Below are 21626 nucleotides of genomic sequence, written 5' to 3' on the forward strand. Positions count from 1 at the left end.
CTAGCGTGCTCCTTTCTTAAGATCCGGGATCGTCGTTTCAGGGTCCTCGTCTGCGACAAGTCTTTCCCCGATTAACATCGCTTTGGCACCTGCACGGGCGATCACGCCGACATCATCGGCGCTGTGGATCCCGCTCTCGCTCACGATCAGACTTTGGGTCGGAATCGTTTCGGAGATGGTCACCGTCTGATTGATATCTGTCGCAAAAGTCTGCAAGTCACGGTTATTTATCCCGACCAACGGAGGCTCATATACTTCAAGCAACGCATTAGTTTCCTCTTCTGTATGCACTTCCACGAGCGTTTCCAATCCAAGCGCATGTGCCATTTTCGCCATATCTTTCAGGTGATCGGGATCGAGAATGGACGCGATTAACAATACCGCATCGGCACCGATGCGTGCACTCTCTTCGATTTGCCGATCATCAATGATAAAATCTTTTCGCAAGACGGGTACGTTTACCGCTTGTTTGACGTTGATCAAATCCGTTATCGACCCCTGAAAATAAGGACCGTCGGTCAGCACCGATATCGCATCGGCGCCACCGGCCTCATAAGCTTTCGCCCTCGCGACAACATCGAGATTTTCAGCCAACGGGCCTTTTGACGGAGACGCCCGTTTAACTTCCGCGATTAAACCGATCCCGTCATGATTCGCCGCGAAGGCAAGCGCTTTTTCCAATGAATGATGTTCCATTTCTTCCCGACGAGGGAGTCGGAAAAATTTCAAGTCTTCCTGTTTGCGATCGACGATCTCTCTAAGCATGAATTTTTCCGGCCTTTCTTTGCAGTTGTTGAAAATGCGCGAGAATCGTACCATCCTTCAACGCATGGTACGCGCGTTCATAAGCGTCAGTCCAGCTTTTTTCTTCATCGCTCACATATAAACCTGCCGCTATGTTGAGTAAAAAGACTTGCTTCGCACTTTCAGAGGCATGGTTATAGAATATATTATGGATCATCGTCGCGCTTTCGGCAACTGAAGTCGCTTGTATGTCCGGGAGCGATCCTCTCTGAATGCCGAACATTTCCGGTTCGATCGTATACGAACTTATTCTGTCCCCATCCAACTCGGTCACATATGTTTTCCCGGTGATCGTCATTTCGTCAATGCCTTCTTCCCCGGTAACGAACAGCGCTCGCTTCGTGCCCAGGCGTCGTAGTACCTCGGCCATCATTTTTCCATAGTTTCGATCGAACACTCCTACAACCTGAACATCCGCGCGTGCCGGGTTCGTCAATGGGCCGAGGAGGTTGAATATCGACCGAAAGCCTAATGCCTTGCGGGCTTTCGCCACATGTTTCATCGCGCTATTGTACACCGGCGCGAACAGAAAAAACAGGCCCTGTTCAGCAATCGTCGTATCTAAATCCGCCGGGTTCTTGTCAATGGGAAGGTTCAATTGTTCCAATACATCAGCACTGCCACTGTTCGAAGAAACAAAGCGGTTGCCATGTTTGGCTACGGCAATGCCGCAGGCACTCACACCAATCGCCGCCGCTGTTGAAATATTAAAAGTGGAAAGCTGATCGCCGCCGGTTCCGCACGTATCAAGCAATGTTCGGTGGGATGGGCGAGGGACGGGCGTGGTATGCGCTCGCATCGCACGCACGAATCCCGTTAATTCCGCGACCGTTTCTCCGCGATAGCGAAGGAGCGTTAACAAGCTGCCGATTTGGCTTTCCTCTGCTTCTCCGTTCATAAGCTCATGCATCACCGCTTCCGCGGTTTCTTCCGAGAGGGTGTGCCCCTCAATAAGCGATTGTAATACGTCTTTGATCATTTCTGACTCATCTCCTCTTTGCTCATCTCTTCTGCAGTTTCGATCGCGCTAAAAAGGGCGGATGCCTTATTGATCGTCTCTTCATATTCCTCTTCCGGGACGGAATCCGCGACGATTCCGGCTCCGGCCTGGACGCGGACTTTTGTATCCTCCACGACCATCGTGCGAATCGCGATGCAAGAATCAATATGGCCGTTATAGGCGATATAGCCGATCCCGCCCGCGTAAATGCCCCGGTTCGTCGGCTCCAGTTCCTGAAGAATCTCCATTGCCCGCACTTTCGGTGCTCCTGATAACGTACCCGCCGGAAACCCGGCCAGTAAAGCCGCCCACGGATGAATGTCCGGTGTTAATTCGCCGGCAACTTTGGAAACGATATGCATCACATGCGAAAATTTCCCGACGTCCATAAAAACCGGCGTTCGCACTGTCCCGTAGCGCGCGACTCGGCCGACATCGTTTCGCGCCAGATCCACGAGCATTTGGTGTTCGGCCCGCTCCTTCGGAGAAGAGAGCATTTCTTCGGCGATCTTATCATCTTCATGAGGGTCCTGACTCCGTTTTCTCGTGCCGGCAATCGGATGAATCTCCACTCGGCCTTCTTTCACTTCCACAAGACGTTCCGGCGAACTCCCCACAATCTCTTTTCCGTCAAGTCTAAGAAAAAACATATAGGGAGATGGATTTAAACGACGTAAGACGCGATAGATCATAAAGGCCGATGTCCGAACCTCACATTCGAAGCGCTGGGAAAGGACGGCTTGAAAAACATCCCCTTGCTCAATATAGGCTTTGATCTTCTCAACAGCGGCAAGAAACTGCTCACGGCTGTAATTGGAAGTCACGTTTTTAAAAGAGGGCGCCTTTTTTTCCGACATTTCGCCGGAAAAAGCGTCATTCTCCCGCTTCTTTTGCATGCGGGCAACGAGCGCTTCCACATCCGCAACCCCTTCACGATAAGCGTCCGCCACCACCTGCTCGTCGCAATCCTTATAATGAACGACCGTCAGTGTCGCCTGTTCATGATCAAAAGCGATGATCGTCTCACAAAACAGAAAATGTACCGGTTCAAGCGTCTCTTCTTTCGGTTTGTTGATCCGCTGTTCCTGATGACGAATCGCGTCATAAGGAAGGACGCCAACCGCTCCGCCGGGAAAGGGAACACCACTTTCAGAAGCCGGAGAAGGGTTTAACACCTGAAAGGCTTCCTGGAAAACGGTAGGCAAATCAGAGGCGCTGACAAGAGATTCTCCCGCGGATGTCACCAACTCAAAGCCTGACTCTGTTTCTTTTAACCGGTAAGGCGCATTTAAGCCGATGAATGAAAAACGCGACCACTGAGAAGAGGTATCATTGCTCTCGAGCAAACAAACCGCCTCCGTCTGTAATTGCCTGAAAATCTCAATCGGTGTGGTTGTATCCGCGAACATGCGCTTTACAATCGGCACGAGACGATACTGCTCCGCCTCTTTTCGAAAAAAATCAAAGGATGTGATCATACTTTGCTCACCTCTCATCTTGATGAGAAGCGTGGGGAATAAGCGGGAAGACCCGTCATATAAAAACTCATCCCAAAATCGGGATGAGTGGATAGGTCACATACATACGTAGCCTCGGCTCTTCTCTCCTTACTCTTCTCCACTCAACTCAACTATACTCAATTCATGAAACGCTTATATTCAATTACTTCTAAGCATAAGCCTCACCGGCTTGTTTTGTCAACAGCACTTAAATCTGTGCGAAGCTGTACCGCGTCTTCCCTGAAAATATGCCGAATCGTCTCGGGGCGTGCCTCGGTATTTACGGTCATCATGATGCGGATGCAGCGCGGCAAACTGTCCGGCACCGGAATCTCCCGGGCGCACATAACCGGGACATACGTCCAATCCCCCGGCAACATGCGCGTCGCTTTCGCGGGAAAGGCGGCATCGATATCGTCGGTCACGGTAAACCAAATATGGACGACCTGAGCGGGGTCAACCTCGTTTTTTTCAGTCATTTCCGTCAATAATTCTTTCGTCCGCTCCCGTATATGTTCGGCTTCATTGCGATCAACGGTCGTCGCTCCGCGAATGCCTCTCATGTGAACTCCATCTCCTTCTTGAACGATTCCAGCAACGATAATAATTCTTCATCGGATATCGTAACGATGATCGGTTGTTGAGCCTCGGCAAGTATGACATAACGGATCGTCCCGGACCGTGTTTTCTTGTCTTTTTTCATTCCCTGCAAGATGCGGGTCGGGTCCATTTGCCGTAGCGGCTTAAAAGAATATCCGAATGTACGCAGCCACTGCAATTCTTCCAGTGGTTCAGGTCCGGCGTAACCAAGTTGGCGGCCGACGTACATGGCAAACACCATGCCGTTGACGACTGCTTCCCCATGTGTCAGCACGCCGTAACCGGCTGTCTTTTCCAATGCGTGCGCGAGTGTATGGCCAAAATTCAAATGGGCGCGGATGCCGTGCTCGCGTTCATCCTCGTTGACGATGTCTTTTTTAACCTCGATCGAAGCGGCGAGGAGTTGGTCGCTGATCGTAAAAGGACCGGTTTGCCTGACCTCTTCAAGCACACGGGAATCGGCGATATACCCGTGCTTGATCACCTCCCCAAACCCGCACAACCATTCCTCCGCAGGTAAACTGTCAAGCATATCAACATCGTAAAGGACGGCGTCGGGTTGGTGAAAGGCCCCGATCATATTCTTGCCGTCCGGATGGTTAATCCCCGTTTTCCCTCCGACGCTGCTGTCATGGGCGAGCAAGGTTGTCGGCATTTGAATAAAGGAAATACCGCGCATATATGTGGCCGCCGCGAATCCGGCCAAATCACCCATCACGCCACCTCCAAGGGCTACGATGGCGCTGTCACGATCAAGACCGGCACGAAGACAGGCGCTCGTAGCCTGTTCATATCCCGAAAACGATTTTGAGCCTTCGCCGGCGGGTAGGACATACGTATCGACCGGCAACTGCTCGGCGTAGGCCGCGTATACTTCGTCTAAATACAAAGAAGCCACACGCTCATCGGTTAGGATCAACAGACGATTGCTGCCCCGGGCCCAGTCTGTCGGTAAATAAGCGTACGGCTTCTTCCGCAGACGGCTCCCGATGGTAATGGTGTAAGAACGGGAAGGGGCCGTTACGTCAACGGTTTGCATTAAAAGTTCCTCGCTTCCGCACGATGGTGCGCAATCGCTTCCTGAATACGATCGAAACGGTCATGGCCGAACATATCCACGATGGCGTCCGCAAGTTCAAACGCGATCACATTTTCACAGACGACGGCGGCCGCCGGAACCGCACAACTGTCTGAACGCTCGATGGAAGCGGAGAACGCCTCTTTCGACTCAATATCCACGCTTTGCAGCGGTTTATACAGGGTGGGAATCGGCTTCATAACCCCGTTGATCTTGAGAGGCATACCGTTGGTCATCCCGCCTTCAAAGCCGCCGAGACGATTGCTTTTCCGGTGGTATCCCTGTTCTTCATCCCAGGCGATTTCATCATGAACCTGGCTGCCGGGAAGGTTCGCAGCCTCAAAGCCGATGCCCACCTCGACCCCTTTAAAGGCATTGATGCTCATCACCGCTCCCGCCAGCTTTCCATCCAGCTTGCGATCATAATGAACATGACTGCCGAGACCGATCGGAACCCCTTCGACGACGACCTGCACGATGCCGCCGATGGAATCGCCGTTCTTTTTCGCTTCATCGATGGCTACTTTCATCTTTTCGCCGGCCGCCGAATCCACACAACGGACATCGGAGGCCTCCGCCCGTTCGATTAAATCGTGCACATTTTCGTAGTCGGCTTCCGCTTCTACCCCGCCGATATTGAGCACGTGAACACCGACGGTAATGTCGAGCGATTTTAACAGTTTTTTTGCCACGCTCCCGGCCGCTACCCGCATCGTCGTCTCCCGGGCCGACGACCGTTCGAGCACATTGCGCATGTCGCGATGATTGTACTTGATCGCACCGTTCAAATCGGCGTGCCCGGGACGCGGGCGGGAGATGGTCTTGTTTCGGACTTGTTTTTCATCTTCGGCGTGGAGGGCATCGATGCCCATCACCTTTGCCCAGTGCACAAAATCATCATTCGTCACCGTGAGCGCAATGGGCGCCCCCGTCGTTTTTCCGTGGCGAACGCCGCTCATAATCTCGACGAGATCTTTCTCGATTTTCATGCGTCGGCCGCGGCCATATCCGCCTTGCCGACGTTTTAATTCATCATTGATATCCGTTTGTGACAGCGTAAGATGGGCGGGCACCCCTTCGATAATCGTCGTTAGCCCGGGACCATGAGATTCACCAGCTGTTAGAAAGCGCATGTTGTTCCCCCTGTCTATAGGCGCGTTACTTTTGTATGAAAACAACCATTATTGGAGCAGCGCAAACCAATCAGTATAACCAACATATGTCACGATTATACTTTTTGCGCTAAATCAGTTGTTTTCATGATAGATGGTGGCGGTATGCTCAGCCGCCATGATGGTTTCTTATCATGCATAAGTGCAACTAAGGCTTTCGCCAGGCTTGGCGATAAGCCAAGTTTTCTTTAGTGCTTTTATGCAGTAAATTTTATCATAAGTCACCACAATCGTGAAGATGAATGCCTTTTACGATAAAAAAAGTTGCCGACATGTTCAAATCCGTAGGTTTCCGGCGAAAAAAGTTGCTCCGTGCTGCCGACGAATAAAAAACCGCCGCTCTTAAGCGACTGGTTTAAACGATGATAAATCTGTTCCTTCGCCGCATTGGTAAAATAAATCAGGGCGTTTCGGCAAATGATCAGATCTTGCTCACGAGGGTAAGGATCCGCCAACAAATTATGTCGTTTGAAGCGGATCGTATCCCTGAACATCGGTTTGACCCGATAGTGATTCCCTTCTTCGTCGAAACAGCGTTTGCGCTCGGCAGGAACGACTTCGCGTACCGATTTCTCTTGATAGCGACCGGCTTTCGCCCTCTGCAAAGCTTCTCTATCAATATCTGTCGCCAAAATGGAGACGTCCGTAAGCGCTCGATATTTACTCGTGATCATCGCAGCCGTGTACGCTTCTTCACCCGATGAACAAGCGGCGGACCACAATTGCAGCTTTCCCCGCGTTTCCAATAACTGCGGAAGGATGTCAAATTCGAAGCGTTCCCACCGCTTTTTGTTTCGATAAAACTCCGAAACGTTGATCGTCATTTTATCAAAAAACGCTTGCCAGAGGGCGGGATCGTTTTGCAAGCCCCTTTGAAAAAAGGAGCGAAAAGAATAAAAATGGTGCTGTTTATAGAGCGTTTCCAGTCGTCGCTTCATTTGCCGCTCTTTATAAGCGGATAAATCAATGCCTGTTTGTCGCAAGATCGCGGTTTTGAAAAAACTGTAATCATCCTGCATGAGCACCACCCTGCTCTAGAAGAATAAAGCGATTTCCCGTTCGGCGCTTTCCGGAGAGTCAGATCCGTGGATGATATTTTCGCCGACATCCGTCGCATAGTCACCGCGGATCGAGCCCGGGGCGGCCTCTTTTGGATTCGTTGGCCCCATCATGGTACGGGCATTTTCAACCACATTTTCGCCTTCCCAAACCATGGCGAAGACTTGTCCGGACGTAATAAATTGAACGAGGTCTCCGAAAAAAGGTTTATCGCGATGTTCACCATAGTGTTCTTCCGCCAAGTCACGGGGAATGGTCATCACTTTTGCATCCCGCAATGTATACCCGCGTCTTTCAAACCGGGAAACGATGTCTCCGATTAACTGTTTCCTGACACCATCCGGCTTAACCATGACAAATGTTTGTTCCATCCTGTTCCACTCCTCTTTCGTCAGTTGTAGCTGTCCACGAGCTTAGTATACCATCTCTTTCTCTGTTTGTGAAAATACCCGCCGGGACTGTTCTCAAGTAAGCGTGGGCACGGACATCTATGATATGGTGGCAGAGGATGGAAAATGCCAGCGAGGTGACAACATGAGCAGCCGTTTAACGAGTAAGGCAGCTAATTTTATATCCGCTCATTTGGGCTTTTTTGACGATCATCCTATTCATACTGTCTCCGGACATGGATCAATTGGTCAGTGAAGAAGGCCAGGTTGAAGTCCCTCCGGATTACCCAACGGAACAATTTGAACAATTGATCGGCGAGCATGACGGTTTTGTCGGTGAAGAAGTGATCATCGCCTACTACGACGAAGAAGGCGTTTCCCGGCAACAGGCGAATGAAATCGAACGGCAGTTGTCATCGCTGCAGGAAGATCTTATCGCGTTGTGCGTGCTCTTTCGTTCGCTTATCATGCCGCTTTATGTCTTGTTTTCACTGGTAGCCACCTACTTTGGAACCGCTGCGCTTAACGAGTTGATCTTCACGAATTTAATCGGGTGCCTCGGGCGTGCTCACCCTTCTACAGATCAGTACGCTTGTCGTCCTCGGCTTACTCTTTTACTCGTTCGTTTTACTGCCTCTTTTCGTTCCGGCGGTGGCAACGCTTCTAGGTCCATCTGGTGGCCGTTATAAAAAGACTAGCACGGCCACGCATTTGGGATATTAAGTCGAGGTTGGCGACCTAACCGCTTTCGCATTCCCACGTTAGGGCACCATCATACTCCGTTGACGACCTAACCGCTTCCGCATTCCCACGTTAGGGCACCATCATACTCCGTTGACGACCTAACCGCTTCCGCCGATCCCACGTTAGGGCGCCGTCCTACTCCGTTGACGACCTAACCGCTTACACAATCCCACGTTAGGGGTACCATCCTTCTCCGTTGACGACCTAACCGCTTTCGCGATCCCACGTTAGGGCGCCATCATCCAGTGACGGCGAAAAAGCCTGCCCACCGCTCTGCCCCAGTACAAAAAGATCGAGCATGAAGGGTTTCCCTCATGCTCATTAATGGTCGCGTTCGCCAATATAGTTGGCAATTTCAAATAGAGAGCGGCGCGCAGGAATATCCGGTAACGTCTCCAGCGTTTGATACGCTTTGTTTAAATAACGATTATTAATCGCTCGGGCGTATTCAACTCCACCGCTTTCCTTGATTTGTTCCAGTAAATGCGCCATTTTTTCCCGGGAGGGCAGACTTTCGGCAAAGGTCTGGAGCAGCTCCGTTTTCAGTGCGGAATCTTTTTCCATGGCATAAATGACAGGGAGAGTGATATTCCCCTGTAACAAATCGCCACCGGCCGGTTTTCCGAGCGCTTCTTCCGAGCTTGTAAAATCCAGAATATCATCGGTGATCTGAAAAGCCAGTCCGACGTAATAGCCAAATTGATAAAGCCCCTTCTGCACCTGTGGGGATACACCGGCCACCTGGGCGCCCATTTTACAACTGCCCGCGATTAAAACCGCCGTTTTACGCCTGATTCTTCGCAAGTACGTTCTGATGTTCTGCTCCCATTCATATTGTAAACGAATTTGTTCGATTTCACCGACGGCCATTTCATGCATCACCCACGCCATCGTTTCGTGAATGCCGACTTCCTCAAAGTTGGCGACACGGGCAATCGCTTTCCCGAACATATAATCGCCCGTGTACATGGCGACGCGATTGTCCCATTTTGCCTTAACGGTTAATTTGCCGCGACGCAAATCCGAGTTATCGATGACATCGTCATGAACGAGGGATGCCATATGGACGAACTCCAGCGCCACACCGATGTGTTTAAGCGCTTGCGTATCATAGTTTCCGAATTTGGCACTCAATAATGTAAAAACAGGCCGAATGCGTTTTCCGCCTGCCTGAAGCAACTGCAACGTCGCTTCCTGAAGAACGGGATGGGCTTTGGAAACCGCTTGTTCCATCTCTTTTTCGATGCGATGTATATCACCGCGTAAATACATGTAGTGGTCGATTAGTTTCATGACCGGTGGCTCCTTCAATGTATGGAGTGAATGCCCATGCCAATATCCCAAACACTTAGACGATCGACATGATTCGGCAAGTACCCTTCTTCATGGGCCAATCGGTAAAAATGAAGAAGGCCGCGTTGTTCAACACGTGTAAATTGATGTTGCAATGTCTTAAAATAGTCTTGCCAAAAAGGAATGTTTCCGCCGTGATCAGCCACAACGGCGTGGGCCAGCTCTTCATATCCGTCCGCACGTGCGCGCTCCTCGCTCTTTTTCCAATCATCATGAAGCGCTTGTAAAGCTTGAGGTTCTTCGGCAAGGGATTGCTTTCTCATCGCGAATACGGCGAAAGTCATTGGCATCCTCGTGAAATGATACCATCTTTCTCCTAAATCATAAACATACATTTGTTCATGTTCGCGCCAATTCGCCTGGATCGCGTCATCCCCGATCAACAGGCAAGCATCATGGTTCTCAAGCATATCCTGGTAGACGGGAGCCATCGTGGTATAATCGATGTTTCTGTGACCGTAAAACCGCCTGAGGATAATCTTCAAAAGATGGCTGGACGTCGCTGAGCTATGCGTAAGTGCAATGCTTTTACCATCCAAATCTTCGATGGGGGCCCTGGAAAACAAGAAAATCGACCCCACCGGCCCATGGGAAGCAACCGCCAAATTGGGCATCAGGATCAAATCCTCGTATTGTTTCCCGTAAGCAAACGAAGAAATCGCGCCGACGTCGATCTCCCCGTTGGCCATCGCATCATTCAACCGGGCGGGAATACTGGGGATGAAACGGCTGTGGGCGCTTAATGCTTCCCGGTCCATGTAAAAAAAGAAAGGGTGGACATTCGTATACAGGATCTCGCCGACACGTACCATTTACTCATCCCCCCAGCGTGTAAAGAGCTGATGATCGACATCGAGGCGATCCAAAATTTTTCCCACGACAAAATCGACGAGATCATCAACGGTTTCGGGTCTATGATAAAACCCGGGCATCGCCGGTATAATTGTGGCTCCCGCGTCGGCCATCGTTTTCATATTGTGGAGGTGAATGCTGTGCAACGGGGTCTCACGCGGAACGATTACCAGTTGTCGCCCTTCCTTGAGGGCTACATCCGCGCTGCGTTCCAGCAAACTCCCGGAGTTGCCGTTTGCGATTTTTGATAACGTCCCCATGGAGCAAGGCACAACAACCATCCCGTCAGTGCGGTAAGAACCGCTGGCGACAGGAGCCGAAAAATTTTGCAAGCCATGAATATGCAAATCCCCTTCCGGAAACAAGGTGTGTAAACACGCCTCCTGGTCCGAAGTGTCCAGCTCAAGCTCCTGTTCAAACACTTGCCATGCAGCGCCGGACATGAGGAAATGGACTTTCACCCCGCGTTTTAACAAGCCCTGCACGAGTCGAACACCGTAAATCGCACCACTCGCTCCGGTCATGGCCACTGTGTAGATCAGCTGTCTATCTGTCATATCATAAAATCTCCAATCGTGAACGCGAGCATGACCATGCTCACAATCCCATTCATCGTAAAAAAAGCAACGTTGACATTCGAAAGATCACTCGCGGAGACGAGTGAATGCTCATAGATCATGATCGCTGCTGATATACAAGCTCCGATGAAATAAATGATGCCTAATTCGGATACGAAAAAAAGCGAAAAAAGCGCGACAATGCTCACGACATGACTACTTCTGGCTACTTGCAGGGCGCGTTTAACACCAAAACGGGCAGGTATGGAATACAAGCCGACTTCCTGATCATGATCGGCATCCTGGCTCGCGTAAATAATATCAAAACCTGCAGTCCAGAACATCACGACAAAAAAGAGCAAAAAGGCTTCCGGATGCAAGCCCCCCGTTGCTGCGACCCATCCTCCCATAGGCGCGATGGCAATCGTCATCCCGAGAATGAAATGACACAGCCATGTAAACCTCTTCGTATAGGAATAGATAACGAGAAAGAACACCGCCACCGGCAGTAAATAAACGGCAAGCATATTCAATTGAAAGGCGGCTGTGAATAATAACACTAATGATACGAAAATAAAGAGGATAATTTCAAGGTAGGAAATAAGTCCAGCCGGTATCGCCCGCTCAGCGGTGCGGGGATTACGTTTATCAATCTCTGCATCGATCAGACGGTTTAGGCTCATGGCCGCGCTTCTCGCCCCGAACATGGCCACCGTCACCCAGATCCATTGCGAAAACGTCGGCCATTGCCCCGTGATTTCAAAGCTTCCGAGAATCATCCCTAAAAAGGCAAACGGCAGCGCAAAAATCGTATGTTCAAACTTGATCATTTCGAGTATAATTCTGATTTTCCGTATCACATCATTCCCTCTCTTCTTTCACGGGCATCGGTTTAAATCCCCAATGCCCGGCCGCTGCCCCGGCAGCGTAACTGCAATAGTTCACCTCTTCAAATCCGGCATCCTCGAACCAGCGGGCAAGCTTTTGCTTGTTCGGAAAGTGAACAGTCGATTCGTTGAGCCATTCGTATTTATCCGTACCCGTGAACCATTTCCCAAGTTTGGGCATCACGCGTTGAAAATAGACGCTGTATACAGGCTTGATGAAAACGTTATCAGGTCGGGACGTCTCCAGACAAAGGGCTTGTCCCCCGGGTTTAAGCACACGGTTCATCTCTTTGAGCGTCAAGTGCGGCTCCGGGACATTCCGTAGGCCAAACCCGATCGTAACGATATCAAACGTTTCGGCCGCAAACGGTAATTCGCCGGCATTTCCATGAATTAAACGGGCATTGCTCACGCCGGCCTTCCGGATTTTTTCCCGCCCTACTTCCAGCATCCGCTCGCTGAAATCAAGTCCGATCACCTCTCCGCCTTGAAGATGTTGGGCACTCGCGATCGTCCAGTCAGCGGTCCCCGCACATACGTCGAGCACATTTGCGTTCGCCTGAAAATCGATGCGTTTCATCATATCTTTTCTCCATAAGGTGTGCATCTTCAGGCTAATCACACCGTTCATGCGATCATATCGGCCTGAAATCGACTCAAATACGTCGTGGACGTGTTGTTCTTTTCTTTTATTCATTTGGATTCACCTTTTTATATTTCGCACCTTTCAGGCGTCGATAACCGTCTGAACACGGTCCGCGAGGGAGGAGGGGATGGTGCTGTTGAAATTCGCCAAGGCTTCTCGCAGTTTCGTCTGTTGGCTTACAACCGTCTCCCGGAGACGTTTCTTTAAAAGATACTTTTCTTCATCAGCGCATCTATCTGTCGGCCTGCTCGACACGAGCGGCGCAAGCAGGGATGATCCCCAGCTTTCCGTGCCTTGCTCCAGTAAGTGTAACATTTCCTTCAATTTCCTTAGCCCCAAAAAATAGGGAACGATTTGCTGGATCGCCTGCTGCTGATAAAAATCGGCAAGACCAGCGATCAACGTCGCCTCCATATCCGAGATTAATCGCTCCAATTCAGCAGCCGTGTGCCAGTCACCGGCATGTAAACGCACCTTGGCGTTGTTCATCGTCTGGGTCGACTCGCTGAACAAACGAATGAGGGGAATGTCCGCCAGTTCCGCCAGTCTTTTATAGTACATACTGCTGTATAAATCGCCGGCGAGCACCGTTAATTGTTCGTATGTGCCATCAGACGTCCGGTCACTATGTAAGGAAATATGGTGATGGACGGTAAGGGCGGCATCGAGGAGCATCGCGGATATCACCCGTTCCAGTTTCGCTCGTTCATCAAGCGTTTCGGTTTGTATCGCGTGCAATAAAAAACAAGTCTTGTCTTCATCACACGGGGGACTCATCCCATATCTCTTCAGAAAATAATGATGACTAAGGTCGTTGAATTCAGAGATGACCGATTTGAGCTGTTGCTGTTCTGTCGTCATACTCTCCATATTTGTTCCTCCAGGTTCTTTTGGAGCCAAGATTCAGGACTCTTCTTCCGTTTTCATTTCACCATGGGCTGTTTGAATGACCGCCTTGCCGCGCACTTTGACGGCAGACGTATGTTCTGTGAACTGGGCGATCATCGTTTCGCCTTTGTCGAGTTTTTCGGTATGGTGAAAACGAGTCGTATTTCCTCTCGTCAATCCGATAACGTTCACGCCATCTTCCTGTGCCTTGATAACAAAAAAATCATTTTCCCGCACGGGTTACACACCTCCTTTGCCGGAGATCAGATGTCAGAGGCCGGAAGGTGACCGACCTATTTTGTTCAGCTAAATCCTTCAATTTATGAGTGCCAACACTTCAGAACGCGAAGCAGGATCCTTTTCCAGGGCGCCGCGTACCGCGGAAGTCACGGTGGTACTTCCCGGTTTTTTAATACCGCGCATCGTCATGCACATATGTTCAGCTTCCACGACCACCATCACCCCATGGGGTTCGAGCGTTTTCACAAGGGCATTGGCGACCTCAGACGTAATTCTTTCCTGCAGTTGCGGTCTGCGCGCCACCGTTTCCACCGCACGGGCAAGCTTGCTCAACCCTGTGACCCTTCCGTTTTTAGGGATATAGCCTATATGCGCCTTTCCAAAAAAAGGTAAAAGGTGATGTTCACACATGGAGTAAAAAGGTATATCTTTTACGAGGACAAGTTCTTCATGCTCCTCCCCGAAAATCGTTCGCAAATGTTCTTCCGGCTCGTCATTCAGGCCGCTGAAAATTTCTTCATACATACGCGCCACACGCGCAGGTGTTTCTGTAATGCCTTCGCGGTCCGGATTCTCGCCGATTGCTTCCAACAATTGCCGCACCGCTGCTTCCAATTTATCATGGTCAAATGTATTCAACGTTGGGTCCTCCATTATGTATGTTTAATCGCTAGAGATTTTAGCACAGCCCCCGCGTAAAAGCAATCCACTTGCGACTGTCTTGATTATAACACTTACAGGGGCAAGATGATAAAGAAAAAAAATGCACCCCCGATGAACGGAGGTACATCACTAAAGGATAATCGCGATCAATCCGCCTGACCCTTCATTTATAATACGTTCAAGCGTTTCTTTTAATTTATAGCGGGCATTTTCCGGCATCAGTGATATTTTTGCCTGGATGCCCTCTCTGACGATGGAATTGAGTGACCTGCCAAAAATGTCGGAATTCCAGATCGAAAGCGGATCATCTTCAAAGTCTTGCATGAGGTAGCGGACGAGTTCCTCGCTCTGCTTTTCCGTACCGATGATCGGTGCGAATTCGGATTCCACATCCACTTTGATCATATGAATCGAAGGGGCCACAGCCCGCAAGCGCACGCCGAAGCGAGATCCTTGCTTGATGATTTCCGGTTCATCCAGGCTCATATCGGGAAGAGCAGGCGCCGCGATGCCATATCCGGTTTGTTTCACCATTTTTAAAGCATCGGAGACTTGATCGTATTCACTTTTGGCATGGGAAAATTCCTGCATCAACTGCAAAAGATGATCTTTTCCGCGGATCTCGACACCGACGACTTCTTTGAGAATGCGATCGTAAAGATCATTGGGGGCGTACAGATCGATATCCGCGACGCCTAAGCCCATTTCGATGCCGGCCAGGGAAGCGGAGTCGATAAATTCGAAGTCCTCGCTAAAGTGGCCGACGACACGATCAACGTCGCGAAGCCTTTTAATATCACGCACCGTTTCCTTGACTGATTCTTCATATTCCGTGCGTAGCCAATGGTCATCATTGAGCACCATAACCCAACTGGGCAAGTTGACGTTAACTTCATGCACCGGAAATTCAAAGAGCACTTCTCTGAGCACGCGGTAAATATCATGTTCCGACATCGTCTCTACACTTAAAGGCAGGACCGGCACATCATGGGTTTCCTCCAGATGGCGCTGCAGTTCTTTCGTATCCTCGTGATAGGGCCGGACCGAATTCACAATTACGATAAATGGTTTGCCGACTTCTTTCAATTCCTCGATAACACGTTCCTCGGCTTCCACGTACTCTTCACGGGCAAGTTCCCCGAACGATCCATCTGAGGTCACGACCACACCGAGGGTGGAATGTTCCTGAATGACCTTGCGCGTACCAATTTCTGAGGCTTCCTGAAACGGGATCGGTTCTTCATACCAGGGCGTATTGATCATGCGTGGCCCATGCTCATCTTCATATCCTTTCGCACCGGACACCGCGTAGCCGACACAGTCCACGAATCTTACGTTCACATCGAGGCCTTCATCGACATGCAGTTCCACAGCCGTATTCGGTACAAATTTAGGCTCGGTCGTCATGATCGTTTTTCCCGCTGCGCTTTGCGGCAATTCATCCTGGGCGCGTATCCGGTCGGTTTCTGCATCCATGTGCGGAAGCACAGCCAGTTCCATGAACTTCTTGATAAAGGTCGACTTCCCCGTGCGCACAGCACCGACGACGCCTAAGTAAATATCCCCTCCTGTGCGTTCCGCGATATCCTTAAAGATATCCACTTTTTCCACGTGATCCCCTCCGTTCTAAAATATACGCTGCTTCCGTTCTACGAAATCTGTGATCGCTACTCCATCGTATGATGTTGTCCATCCCTTTATGACGTTCTTCATTAATTTCTCAAGGCTTATGCCTTCATGTTTTATTTTCATCCCCTCACAGTAAAGGGATCATCACCGGCCATAGAAAAAACCCCTTTCTCTCTATATATAGATAGAAAGAAAGAGGTTTAGAACAATACCTTTAATCTCTTTTATCATTAAATGCCGGTTCGCCGTCTTCAATCGTATACGGTCTTGATAAAACAGGGGCAACGGCGAATTCATCCGTCAAAATCGGACGAATATCCTCCTCGTCTTCGATATTCGGATCCCCTTCCTGAAGGAGACGATTCAAGTCGCTGCTGTAATCGATGATCACATCGCCATTTTCATCGAGGTACAACGGAAGGCTCATGGCATGATAGGGGCTTTCCACCGTCGGTTGCTCCTCGTAGCCTAAACGCTCATAATCCAGTGAGAATACGCCCGGCCCCACCATGTCGTCAATAGGCGGAAATTCGTTGGCACGCATGTATTCGCGGATATCGCGTTCAAATTCCCGCGCTTCATGTAAAATGTTCGCGTTAATCACCCGAACTTCCGGGTCTTCTTCAACATCGATCAATGTATAGTAAAAATCGCCGCCATTCTCATACGCGCTCGCGGGCACATCCTGCATATAGGCGGGGATGAGAGCTTGAAAATCAACCTGATAACGTTCATATAGATTCGTGTCGCCTTCAAAATCCTCGATCGGAGGGACGCCGTGCTCGGCTTGATATTCGTCTACCGCCGTTTGTACGGATTGCAGCTGTTCCCCGTGTGGCTGATTCTGTGACGGTGAAGTGCCGGTATCGGTATTTTCCTGCGGATAGAAACAACCCGTGGCCAAAAGCATAAGCGTACCGAGGATGACACTTAACCCCGGATGTCGTGACACATGTAACACCTCCAAGACCTGTCCATCTATAGATCAGCCCTCGAACCCGGTAAGACCACAATAAGCATAATAATGCCTGCAATCACCAAGCAAGTAAAGGAAAACGAAAGAACGGTAAACCTGAAAAAACCTCTCAGTTTCTCGCGACCCAGCAGTGCGGTGGCAGCGGAGACAAACATAAGAAATAAACCAAAAAAAGACAGCCACATGGCATCCAGTGCACTCACAGAATGACCTCCTTTAACCATTGTCATTATAGCATAGTGATCCATTTTTGCGAATGGGTGGGGGTAGTGACAAATCAACAAACAGGGCTGTTCGAAGACAATAACCGGAGACGAATCATCTCCGGTTGACTAAACCTTTCTTCCAAAAAGGCGGTTCCTTTTTAGGATATGGTTCTCGATATCCTATGCGCCACTTCCCCGTAGCGCGCTTGGCGGCGGCCCAGCAGAACAACTAGTCTCTGAATAATTGATTTAACGATGCGAAATCAAGCGGGACCTGGTTATTGATAATCGCATGAACCAAATAATCTTCTTTTTCCCTTGAAACGCGGGTACCGGCCATTCTGGCCACCTCATTTATGAGTTGTCTGACCATAGCTTCATCCTGAAAGTTCACACCTTCAGCGGCGTTGGCCATTTTTTGCAAATCATTTGGGTCGACGTTGGTTTGATTCTGAATACGATCAAAGAAATCATCATGATGCATGAGTTTTTCATCCCTTTCCCATTCATTACTCATACATAGTGTATGCAGTTTAGAGGTGGGAAGTGAGAGGTGGGATTAGTGTTCCGTTTCATGCTTGGGGACTCTGTCCATAAGTTGTTTGCCGGCCTGGACCGGTGACTGGTCATTGAACAGGACATCATAGATCGCCGTTGTGATCGGGACTTCGATGCCCTCTCGTTCGGCGAGCTGCGAGACTGCTCGTGTCGTTTTCACCCCTTCAACGACCATGCCCATCTGGTCGAGCACCTGATCGAGGGGGGCGCCTTCTCCCAGTTGATAACCTGCGCGCCAATTACGGCTATGTTGGCTCGTACACGTTACGATTAAATCTCCAAGCCCTGACAAACCTGCAAACGTTAAGGGATCAGCGCCGACCTTTGTACCGAGACGAGTCATTTCAGCAATCCCTCTCGTCATGATAGCCGCTCTCGCATTGTCTCCATAGCCTAAGCCCGCGGCCAGGCCTACGCCGAGGGCCATCACATTTTTTAAGGCCCCTCCCAGCTCAACGCCAACCATATCCCGACTCGTATACACGCGAAAATTCGGGTTCATGAACAAATTCTGGGCACTATCTGCGGCTTCACTTCTTTCAGATGATACGGTTACAGTCGTCGGCTGACGCTTTGCTACTTCTTCAGCGTGACTCGGACCCGACAATACGACAACATTTGCCGTCAAGGCATACAAGCCTTCTTCGGCCATCATTTCCGAAACCCGCAAAAGCGTATCCGGTTCAATCCCTTTTGTTGCATGTACGACGAGCGGGATGCTCACTTCTGCCCGGATTAACTGACGTGTCGTTTCCCGAATGCCTGATGTCGGGACACTGATGATAACCGCATCACAATCGGCAAGGGCTTCGTTGAAATCCGTCGTCACATGAATACGATCAGGAAGTGTGATATCCTTTAAGTACTGTTCATTTGATTTTCGTTCATTCATTTCCCGTGCCTTTGCAGCGCGACGCGTCCACATAGTGACATCGTGCCCGTTGTCCGCGAGCACCATCGCGAGAGCTGTTCCCCAGCTTCCCGCGCCGAGCATGGCAATCTTTTTGCTCCCCATTTATGAGTCCCCCTTTATTGCCCCAGTTTACTTTCATTGCCCCTGACTAACCTTTGCATATTCGTTCTGTGCCGCCACAATGACATCACGCCCACGACGCAGGCAAGATAAAAATAGGGCCAGGGATGGTCGTAGTAATCCATTGTGAAAAAAACGAGGAAAGGGGTTCCGGCAGCGAAAATAATCGAGCCGAGTGACACATAACGGGTTAGCACAACAGCTAAAATTGCAACAATTCCTACATAGACGGCCGGGAAAAAAATGAGCGCTGCAATGACCCCGATCGTCGTGGCCACTCCCTTACCACCGCGAAATCGATGAAATATCGGCCAATTATGGCCGAATATGGCCAATAAACCACAAATGGCAGGGGCCCATCCCGGATATCCTTCGAAAAGGGAAAGGCCAGTGCCCATAAATACCGCTTCTGCTCCGTGACCGAACCAAACGGCTAGAATACCCTTGATACAGTCGAGGGCGAGCACAAGAATCGCCGGGCCTTTTCCCAATACCCGCAAGGTATTCGTGGCTCCTGCGTTTCCGCTTCCATATTGACGAATGTCCACTTTTTTGACCTTCTGGGTAATAATATAGCTGAAACTTAATGACCCGAGCAAATAGGCCATCACTCCGGCAATGAGTACATCCATCGTCGTGGCTCCCTCCCATTCTGGAGGTGAGAGGTTGGATGTGAGAGGTTGGAGAAAATCCCCCTCTTCTTATCTCCTCTTCTTACCTCCAATGACTAGCGGTCACTTTTTTTCCGTGCGAGCACTTTCAAAGGCGATCCCTCAAATGTAAATGCTTCCCTTAAGCTATTTTCCAAAAAACGACGATAGGAAAAGTGCATAAGTTCCGGGTCATTGACGAAGATGACAAACGTTGGCGGCCCAACGGCTACTTGCGTCGCGTAATTTATCCGCAACCGTTTCGTCCCGGAGGTCGGGGTCGGATTCATCGACACCGCATCCATAATGACATCATTGATCACGTGGGTGGGCACCCGCGTCTGGTGGTTCTCCGCTACCCGATGAACAACGGGAAGGAGGTTTTGAATCCGCTGATTTGTTTTGGCCGACACGAATAAAATCGGGGCATAGGCAAGAAAGGCAAAGCCCTTGCGGATCTTCTCCGTAAATTCGTTCATCGTTTTGTCGTCTTTAGCTACGGCGTCCCATTTGTTGACGACAATGATGACGCCGCGACCCGCTTCGTGGGCGTAGCCGGCAATTTTTTTGTCCTGTTCAATGATTCCTTCTTCCCCGTCGATAACCACAAGGACGACGTTCGCGCGTTCCAATGCTCTTTGGGCACGCAATACGCTGTACTTCTCCGTATTTTCGTATACTTTTCCCCGCTTTCTCATCCCGGCGGTATCTACGATGCGATATTTTTGCTCATCCTTGACAAAGCCGGTGTCGATGGCATCCCTGGTCGTCCCCGGGTGTTCACTGACGATGACCCGCTCCTCTCCAAGGATGGCATTGACGAGCGAGGATTTGCCAACGTTTGGACGGCCGATCACGGCAAAATGAATCGAGTCAGGATCGTGCTCATCTTCCCGGACAGCGGGAAAATATGTAAAAACTTCATCCAGCATATCGCCGATGCCGCGACCGTGAGAACCGGAAATCGGAAAGGGCTCCCCAAACCCCAATCGGTAAAAATCATAAATTTGCTCGTGCATCTCCGGGTTATCAACCTTGTTCACACCGATGACGACCGGCTTTTTTGAGCGATACAAAATATTGGTTACATCTTCATCGGCGGCTGTTACGCCATCACGTCCGTTCACGAGTAGAATGATAATATCCGCTTCATCGATAGCGATCTCCGCCTGTAGTCGCATTTGTTCCCGTAACGGTTCATTGTCGAAAGCGATTCCGCCTGTATCGATTAAACTGAATGCACGATTCAGCCACTCCCCCTCACCGTATATACGATCGCGTGTAAGGCCCGGGATATCTTCAACGATCGCGATCCTTTCACCGACAATACGATTGAAAATCGTTGATTTCCCTACATTTGGGCGACCAACAATAGCAACGACTGGTCTCGACATGTTTGGCATGCCTCCTATCTGTCAATCTCTGTTACAAGCTATAAAGATAGCCGCCCGGGTGAATGCCTGGAAGGCGTACGGGTACCGGTCAATTTATATGCCCATACTTCCAGGGCGTGCCAAGCCACGATTAGCATGAGCACAGCGGTCAAAACATTGTAAAAAAACGTGTCCGCCAGATATAATCCCCCTGTTAAAGGCATAACGGTGATGGCGCCGATCAGTTCGCCAAAACAAAACGCCAGCAGAATCAACGGATAGCGGCCCTCGGCATAACTACAAATAAACACCGTCAGAAACGCGAGCACAACAGCAGACAACCACACCTCCCCCAATAAAAAGAAGGCAGGATTATACCAAATCATGAGCTGAAAACTCGCGTATAAAAACATCAAGGCTACCGCAGACAGAAAAAATTTCCACTTGTGTCGTACACCGAGAGAACCTGCCCAACCGCAGGCGAGCAGCATAACAATCCCGTATGCGGCCGACATTTGCAAAGGCCCTTCTGTAAAAGTCATAGGTGCGCAAATAATGGTCGCTAATATGGTAGCGGCAAGAAGCCCCTGACCCGCGGAAGTTCGCATAAAAAAGGCAACGATGATCCATAGCATCCAGGCTAACCAAAAAAATAGCGCATAGTCCATATGTGAACCCTCCTGTCCGGACATCCACAGTATAGACAAGACTATAGATTCATATTCCGGAAGTCAGACATCGGAAACCGGAAATCCGAGCTCCGGAAAAGC

25 protein-coding genes are annotated in these 21626 nt (G+C 50.0%); 1 reads left to right on the top strand and 24 read right to left on the bottom strand.

Going from position 1 to position 21626, the window contains the following annotated elements; all coding sequences use genetic code 11:
* The 8 genes from trpC to ndk form a co-directional block, all read right to left on the bottom strand.
* A complete protein-coding gene (gene trpC, locus BLS58_RS00715) occupies positions 1-765 on the bottom strand; it encodes an indole-3-glycerol phosphate synthase TrpC (protein WP_090395636.1) in 765 nt (254 codons plus the stop codon).
* Positions 758-1783, bottom strand: coding sequence for an anthranilate phosphoribosyltransferase (gene trpD / locus BLS58_RS00720; protein WP_090395637.1), 1026 nt, complete (start codon positions 1781-1783; stop codon positions 758-760). Before trpD ends, trpC begins: the two co-directional genes overlap by 8 nt.
* A complete protein-coding gene (gene trpE / locus BLS58_RS00725) occupies positions 1780-3282 on the bottom strand; it encodes an anthranilate synthase component I (RefSeq protein ID WP_090395638.1) in 1503 nt (500 codons plus the stop codon). Before trpE ends, trpD begins: the two co-directional genes overlap by 4 nt.
* 203 nt (positions 3283-3485) lie before the next feature.
* On the bottom strand, positions 3486-3866 hold the full coding sequence (gene aroH, locus BLS58_RS00730; protein WP_090395639.1) for a chorismate mutase: 381 nt from the start codon (positions 3864-3866) through the stop codon (positions 3486-3488).
* Complete coding sequence (gene aroB, locus BLS58_RS00735) at positions 3863-4942, bottom strand: 3-dehydroquinate synthase (RefSeq protein WP_090395640.1); 1080 nt, start codon at positions 4940-4942, stop codon at positions 3863-3865. Before aroB ends, aroH begins: the two co-directional genes overlap by 4 nt.
* A complete protein-coding gene (aroC, locus tag BLS58_RS00740; protein WP_090395641.1) occupies positions 4942-6114 on the bottom strand; it encodes a chorismate synthase in 1173 nt (390 codons plus the stop codon). Before aroC ends, aroB begins: the two co-directional genes overlap by 1 nt.
* Positions 6115-6374: 260 nt before the next feature.
* Complete coding sequence (locus BLS58_RS00745; protein ID WP_090395642.1) at positions 6375-7172, bottom strand: CheR family methyltransferase; 798 nt, start codon at positions 7170-7172, stop codon at positions 6375-6377.
* Positions 7173-7187: 15 nt separating this feature from the next.
* On the bottom strand, positions 7188-7583 hold the full coding sequence (gene ndk / locus BLS58_RS00750) for a nucleoside-diphosphate kinase (RefSeq protein ID WP_090395643.1): 396 nt from the start codon (positions 7581-7583) through the stop codon (positions 7188-7190).
* A gap of 221 nt (positions 7584-7804) precedes the next feature.
* Between ndk and BLS58_RS00755 the strand changes: the two genes are divergently transcribed.
* A complete protein-coding gene (locus BLS58_RS00755) occupies positions 7805-8290 on the top strand; it encodes a hypothetical protein (protein ID WP_143018846.1) in 486 nt (161 codons plus the stop codon).
* 376 nt (positions 8291-8666) lie between these two features.
* Here BLS58_RS00755 and hepT read toward each other — a convergent pair whose 3' ends face one another.
* From hepT to BLS58_RS00835, 16 genes are all read right to left on the bottom strand, one after another.
* Positions 8667-9638, bottom strand: a complete 972-nt coding sequence (gene hepT, locus BLS58_RS00760; RefSeq protein ID WP_090395645.1) for a heptaprenyl diphosphate synthase component II — start codon at positions 9636-9638, stop codon at positions 8667-8669.
* Positions 9639-9652: 14 nt separating this feature from the next.
* Complete coding sequence (locus BLS58_RS00765; RefSeq protein ID WP_090395646.1) at positions 9653-10510, bottom strand: menaquinone biosynthesis protein; 858 nt, start codon at positions 10508-10510, stop codon at positions 9653-9655.
* Positions 10511-11107 carry a UbiX family flavin prenyltransferase gene (locus BLS58_RS00770; RefSeq protein ID WP_090395647.1) on the bottom strand — a complete coding sequence of 199 codons (597 nt, stop codon included), beginning with the start codon at positions 11105-11107 and terminating at the stop codon, positions 10511-10513.
* Positions 11104-11967, bottom strand: coding sequence for a UbiA-like polyprenyltransferase (locus BLS58_RS00775; protein WP_090395648.1), 864 nt, complete (start codon positions 11965-11967; stop codon positions 11104-11106). The genes BLS58_RS00770 and BLS58_RS00775 overlap by 4 nt, the downstream gene beginning before the upstream one ends.
* A gap of 1 nt (position 11968) precedes the next feature.
* Entirely contained in the window at positions 11969-12691 is a 723-nt protein-coding gene (locus BLS58_RS00780) for a demethylmenaquinone methyltransferase (protein ID WP_090395649.1), read from the bottom strand.
* Between the two features lie 30 nt (positions 12692-12721).
* Positions 12722-13510, bottom strand: a complete 789-nt coding sequence (locus tag BLS58_RS00785) for a heptaprenyl diphosphate synthase component 1 (protein WP_143018847.1) — start codon at positions 13508-13510, stop codon at positions 12722-12724.
* Positions 13511-13543: 33 nt separating this feature from the next.
* Positions 13544-13765, bottom strand: coding sequence for a trp RNA-binding attenuation protein MtrB (mtrB, locus tag BLS58_RS00790; RefSeq protein ID WP_090395650.1), 222 nt, complete (start codon positions 13763-13765; stop codon positions 13544-13546).
* A 78-nt stretch (positions 13766-13843) separates the two neighbouring features.
* Complete coding sequence (gene folE, locus BLS58_RS00795; protein ID WP_090395651.1) at positions 13844-14407, bottom strand: GTP cyclohydrolase I FolE; 564 nt, start codon at positions 14405-14407, stop codon at positions 13844-13846.
* Between the two features lie 153 nt (positions 14408-14560).
* Positions 14561-16042, bottom strand: a complete 1482-nt coding sequence (gene spoIVA / locus BLS58_RS00800; protein ID WP_090395652.1) for a stage IV sporulation protein A — start codon at positions 16040-16042, stop codon at positions 14561-14563.
* A 232-nt stretch (positions 16043-16274) separates the two neighbouring features.
* Positions 16275-17012: a hypothetical protein gene (locus BLS58_RS00805; RefSeq protein ID WP_090395653.1), complete on the bottom strand. Its 738-nt coding sequence runs from the start codon at positions 17010-17012 to the stop codon at positions 16275-16277.
* A gap of 26 nt (positions 17013-17038) precedes the next feature.
* On the bottom strand, positions 17039-17239 hold the full coding sequence (locus BLS58_RS00810) for a DUF2768 domain-containing protein (protein ID WP_245723009.1): 201 nt from the start codon (positions 17237-17239) through the stop codon (positions 17039-17041).
* A 232-nt stretch (positions 17240-17471) separates the two neighbouring features.
* Positions 17472-17726 (bottom strand): stage VI sporulation protein F, encoded by a 255-nt coding sequence (locus BLS58_RS00815; protein WP_090395654.1) that lies wholly within the window; start codon positions 17724-17726, stop codon positions 17472-17474.
* A gap of 75 nt (positions 17727-17801) precedes the next feature.
* Complete coding sequence (locus BLS58_RS00820; protein WP_090395655.1) at positions 17802-18815, bottom strand: NAD(P)H-dependent glycerol-3-phosphate dehydrogenase; 1014 nt, start codon at positions 18813-18815, stop codon at positions 17802-17804.
* A 14-nt stretch (positions 18816-18829) separates the two neighbouring features.
* Positions 18830-19465, bottom strand: coding sequence for a glycerol-3-phosphate 1-O-acyltransferase PlsY (gene plsY, locus BLS58_RS00825; protein ID WP_090395656.1), 636 nt, complete (start codon positions 19463-19465; stop codon positions 18830-18832).
* Between the two features lie 95 nt (positions 19466-19560).
* On the bottom strand, positions 19561-20877 hold the full coding sequence (gene der, locus BLS58_RS00830; protein WP_090395657.1) for a ribosome biogenesis GTPase Der: 1317 nt from the start codon (positions 20875-20877) through the stop codon (positions 19561-19563).
* A gap of 38 nt (positions 20878-20915) precedes the next feature.
* A complete protein-coding gene (locus BLS58_RS00835) occupies positions 20916-21524 on the bottom strand; it encodes a YphA family membrane protein (protein ID WP_090395658.1) in 609 nt (202 codons plus the stop codon).
* Positions 21525-21626 lie beyond the last annotated feature (102 nt).

This window comes from Natribacillus halophilus, assembly GCF_900100185.1.
GTDB classification, from domain to species: Bacteria; Bacillota; Bacilli; order Bacillales; family Marinococcaceae; genus Natribacillus; species Natribacillus halophilus.

Coding starts and splice junctions, on each gene's coding strand:
- trpC (WP_090395636.1), bottom strand. CDS start 765: ATGCTTAGAGAGATCGTCGATCGCAAACAGGAAGACTTGAAATTTTTC.
- trpD (WP_090395637.1), bottom strand. CDS start 1,783: ATGATCAAAGACGTATTACAATCGCTTATTGAGGGGCACACCCTCTCG.
- trpE (WP_090395638.1), bottom strand. CDS start 3,282: ATGATCACATCCTTTGATTTTTTTCGAAAAGAGGCGGAGCAGTATCGT.
- aroH (WP_090395639.1), bottom strand. CDS start 3,866: ATGAGAGGCATTCGCGGAGCGACGACCGTTGATCGCAATGAAGCCGAA.
- aroB (WP_090395640.1), bottom strand. CDS start 4,942: ATGCAAACCGTTGACGTAACGGCCCCTTCCCGTTCTTACACCATTACC.
- aroC (WP_090395641.1), bottom strand. CDS start 6,114: ATGCGCTTTCTAACAGCTGGTGAATCTCATGGTCCCGGGCTAACGACG.
- BLS58_RS00745 (WP_090395642.1), bottom strand. CDS start 7,172: ATGCAGGATGATTACAGTTTTTTCAAAACCGCGATCTTGCGACAAACA.
- ndk (WP_090395643.1), bottom strand. CDS start 7,583: ATGGAACAAACATTTGTCATGGTTAAGCCGGATGGTGTCAGGAAACAG.
- hepT (WP_090395645.1), bottom strand. CDS start 9,638: ATGAAACTAATCGACCACTACATGTATTTACGCGGTGATATACATCGC.
- BLS58_RS00765 (WP_090395646.1), bottom strand. CDS start 10,510: ATGGTACGTGTCGGCGAGATCCTGTATACGAATGTCCACCCTTTCTTT.
- BLS58_RS00770 (WP_090395647.1), bottom strand. CDS start 11,107: ATGACAGATAGACAGCTGATCTACACAGTGGCCATGACCGGAGCGAGT.
- BLS58_RS00780 (WP_090395649.1), bottom strand. CDS start 12,691: ATGAATAAAAGAAAAGAACAACACGTCCACGACGTATTTGAGTCGATT.
- BLS58_RS00785 (WP_143018847.1), bottom strand. CDS start 13,510: ATGGAGAGTATGACGACAGAACAGCAACAGCTCAAATCGGTCATCTCT.
- BLS58_RS00815 (WP_090395654.1), bottom strand. CDS start 17,726: ATGCATCATGATGATTTCTTTGATCGTATTCAGAATCAAACCAACGTC.
- BLS58_RS00820 (WP_090395655.1), bottom strand. CDS start 18,815: ATGGGGAGCAAAAAGATTGCCATGCTCGGCGCGGGAAGCTGGGGAACA.
- plsY (WP_090395656.1), bottom strand. CDS start 19,465: ATGGATGTACTCATTGCCGGAGTGATGGCCTATTTGCTCGGGTCATTA.
- der (WP_090395657.1), bottom strand. CDS start 20,877: ATGTCGAGACCAGTCGTTGCTATTGTTGGTCGCCCAAATGTAGGGAAA.
- BLS58_RS00835 (WP_090395658.1), bottom strand. CDS start 21,524: ATGGACTATGCGCTATTTTTTTGGTTAGCCTGGATGCTATGGATCATC.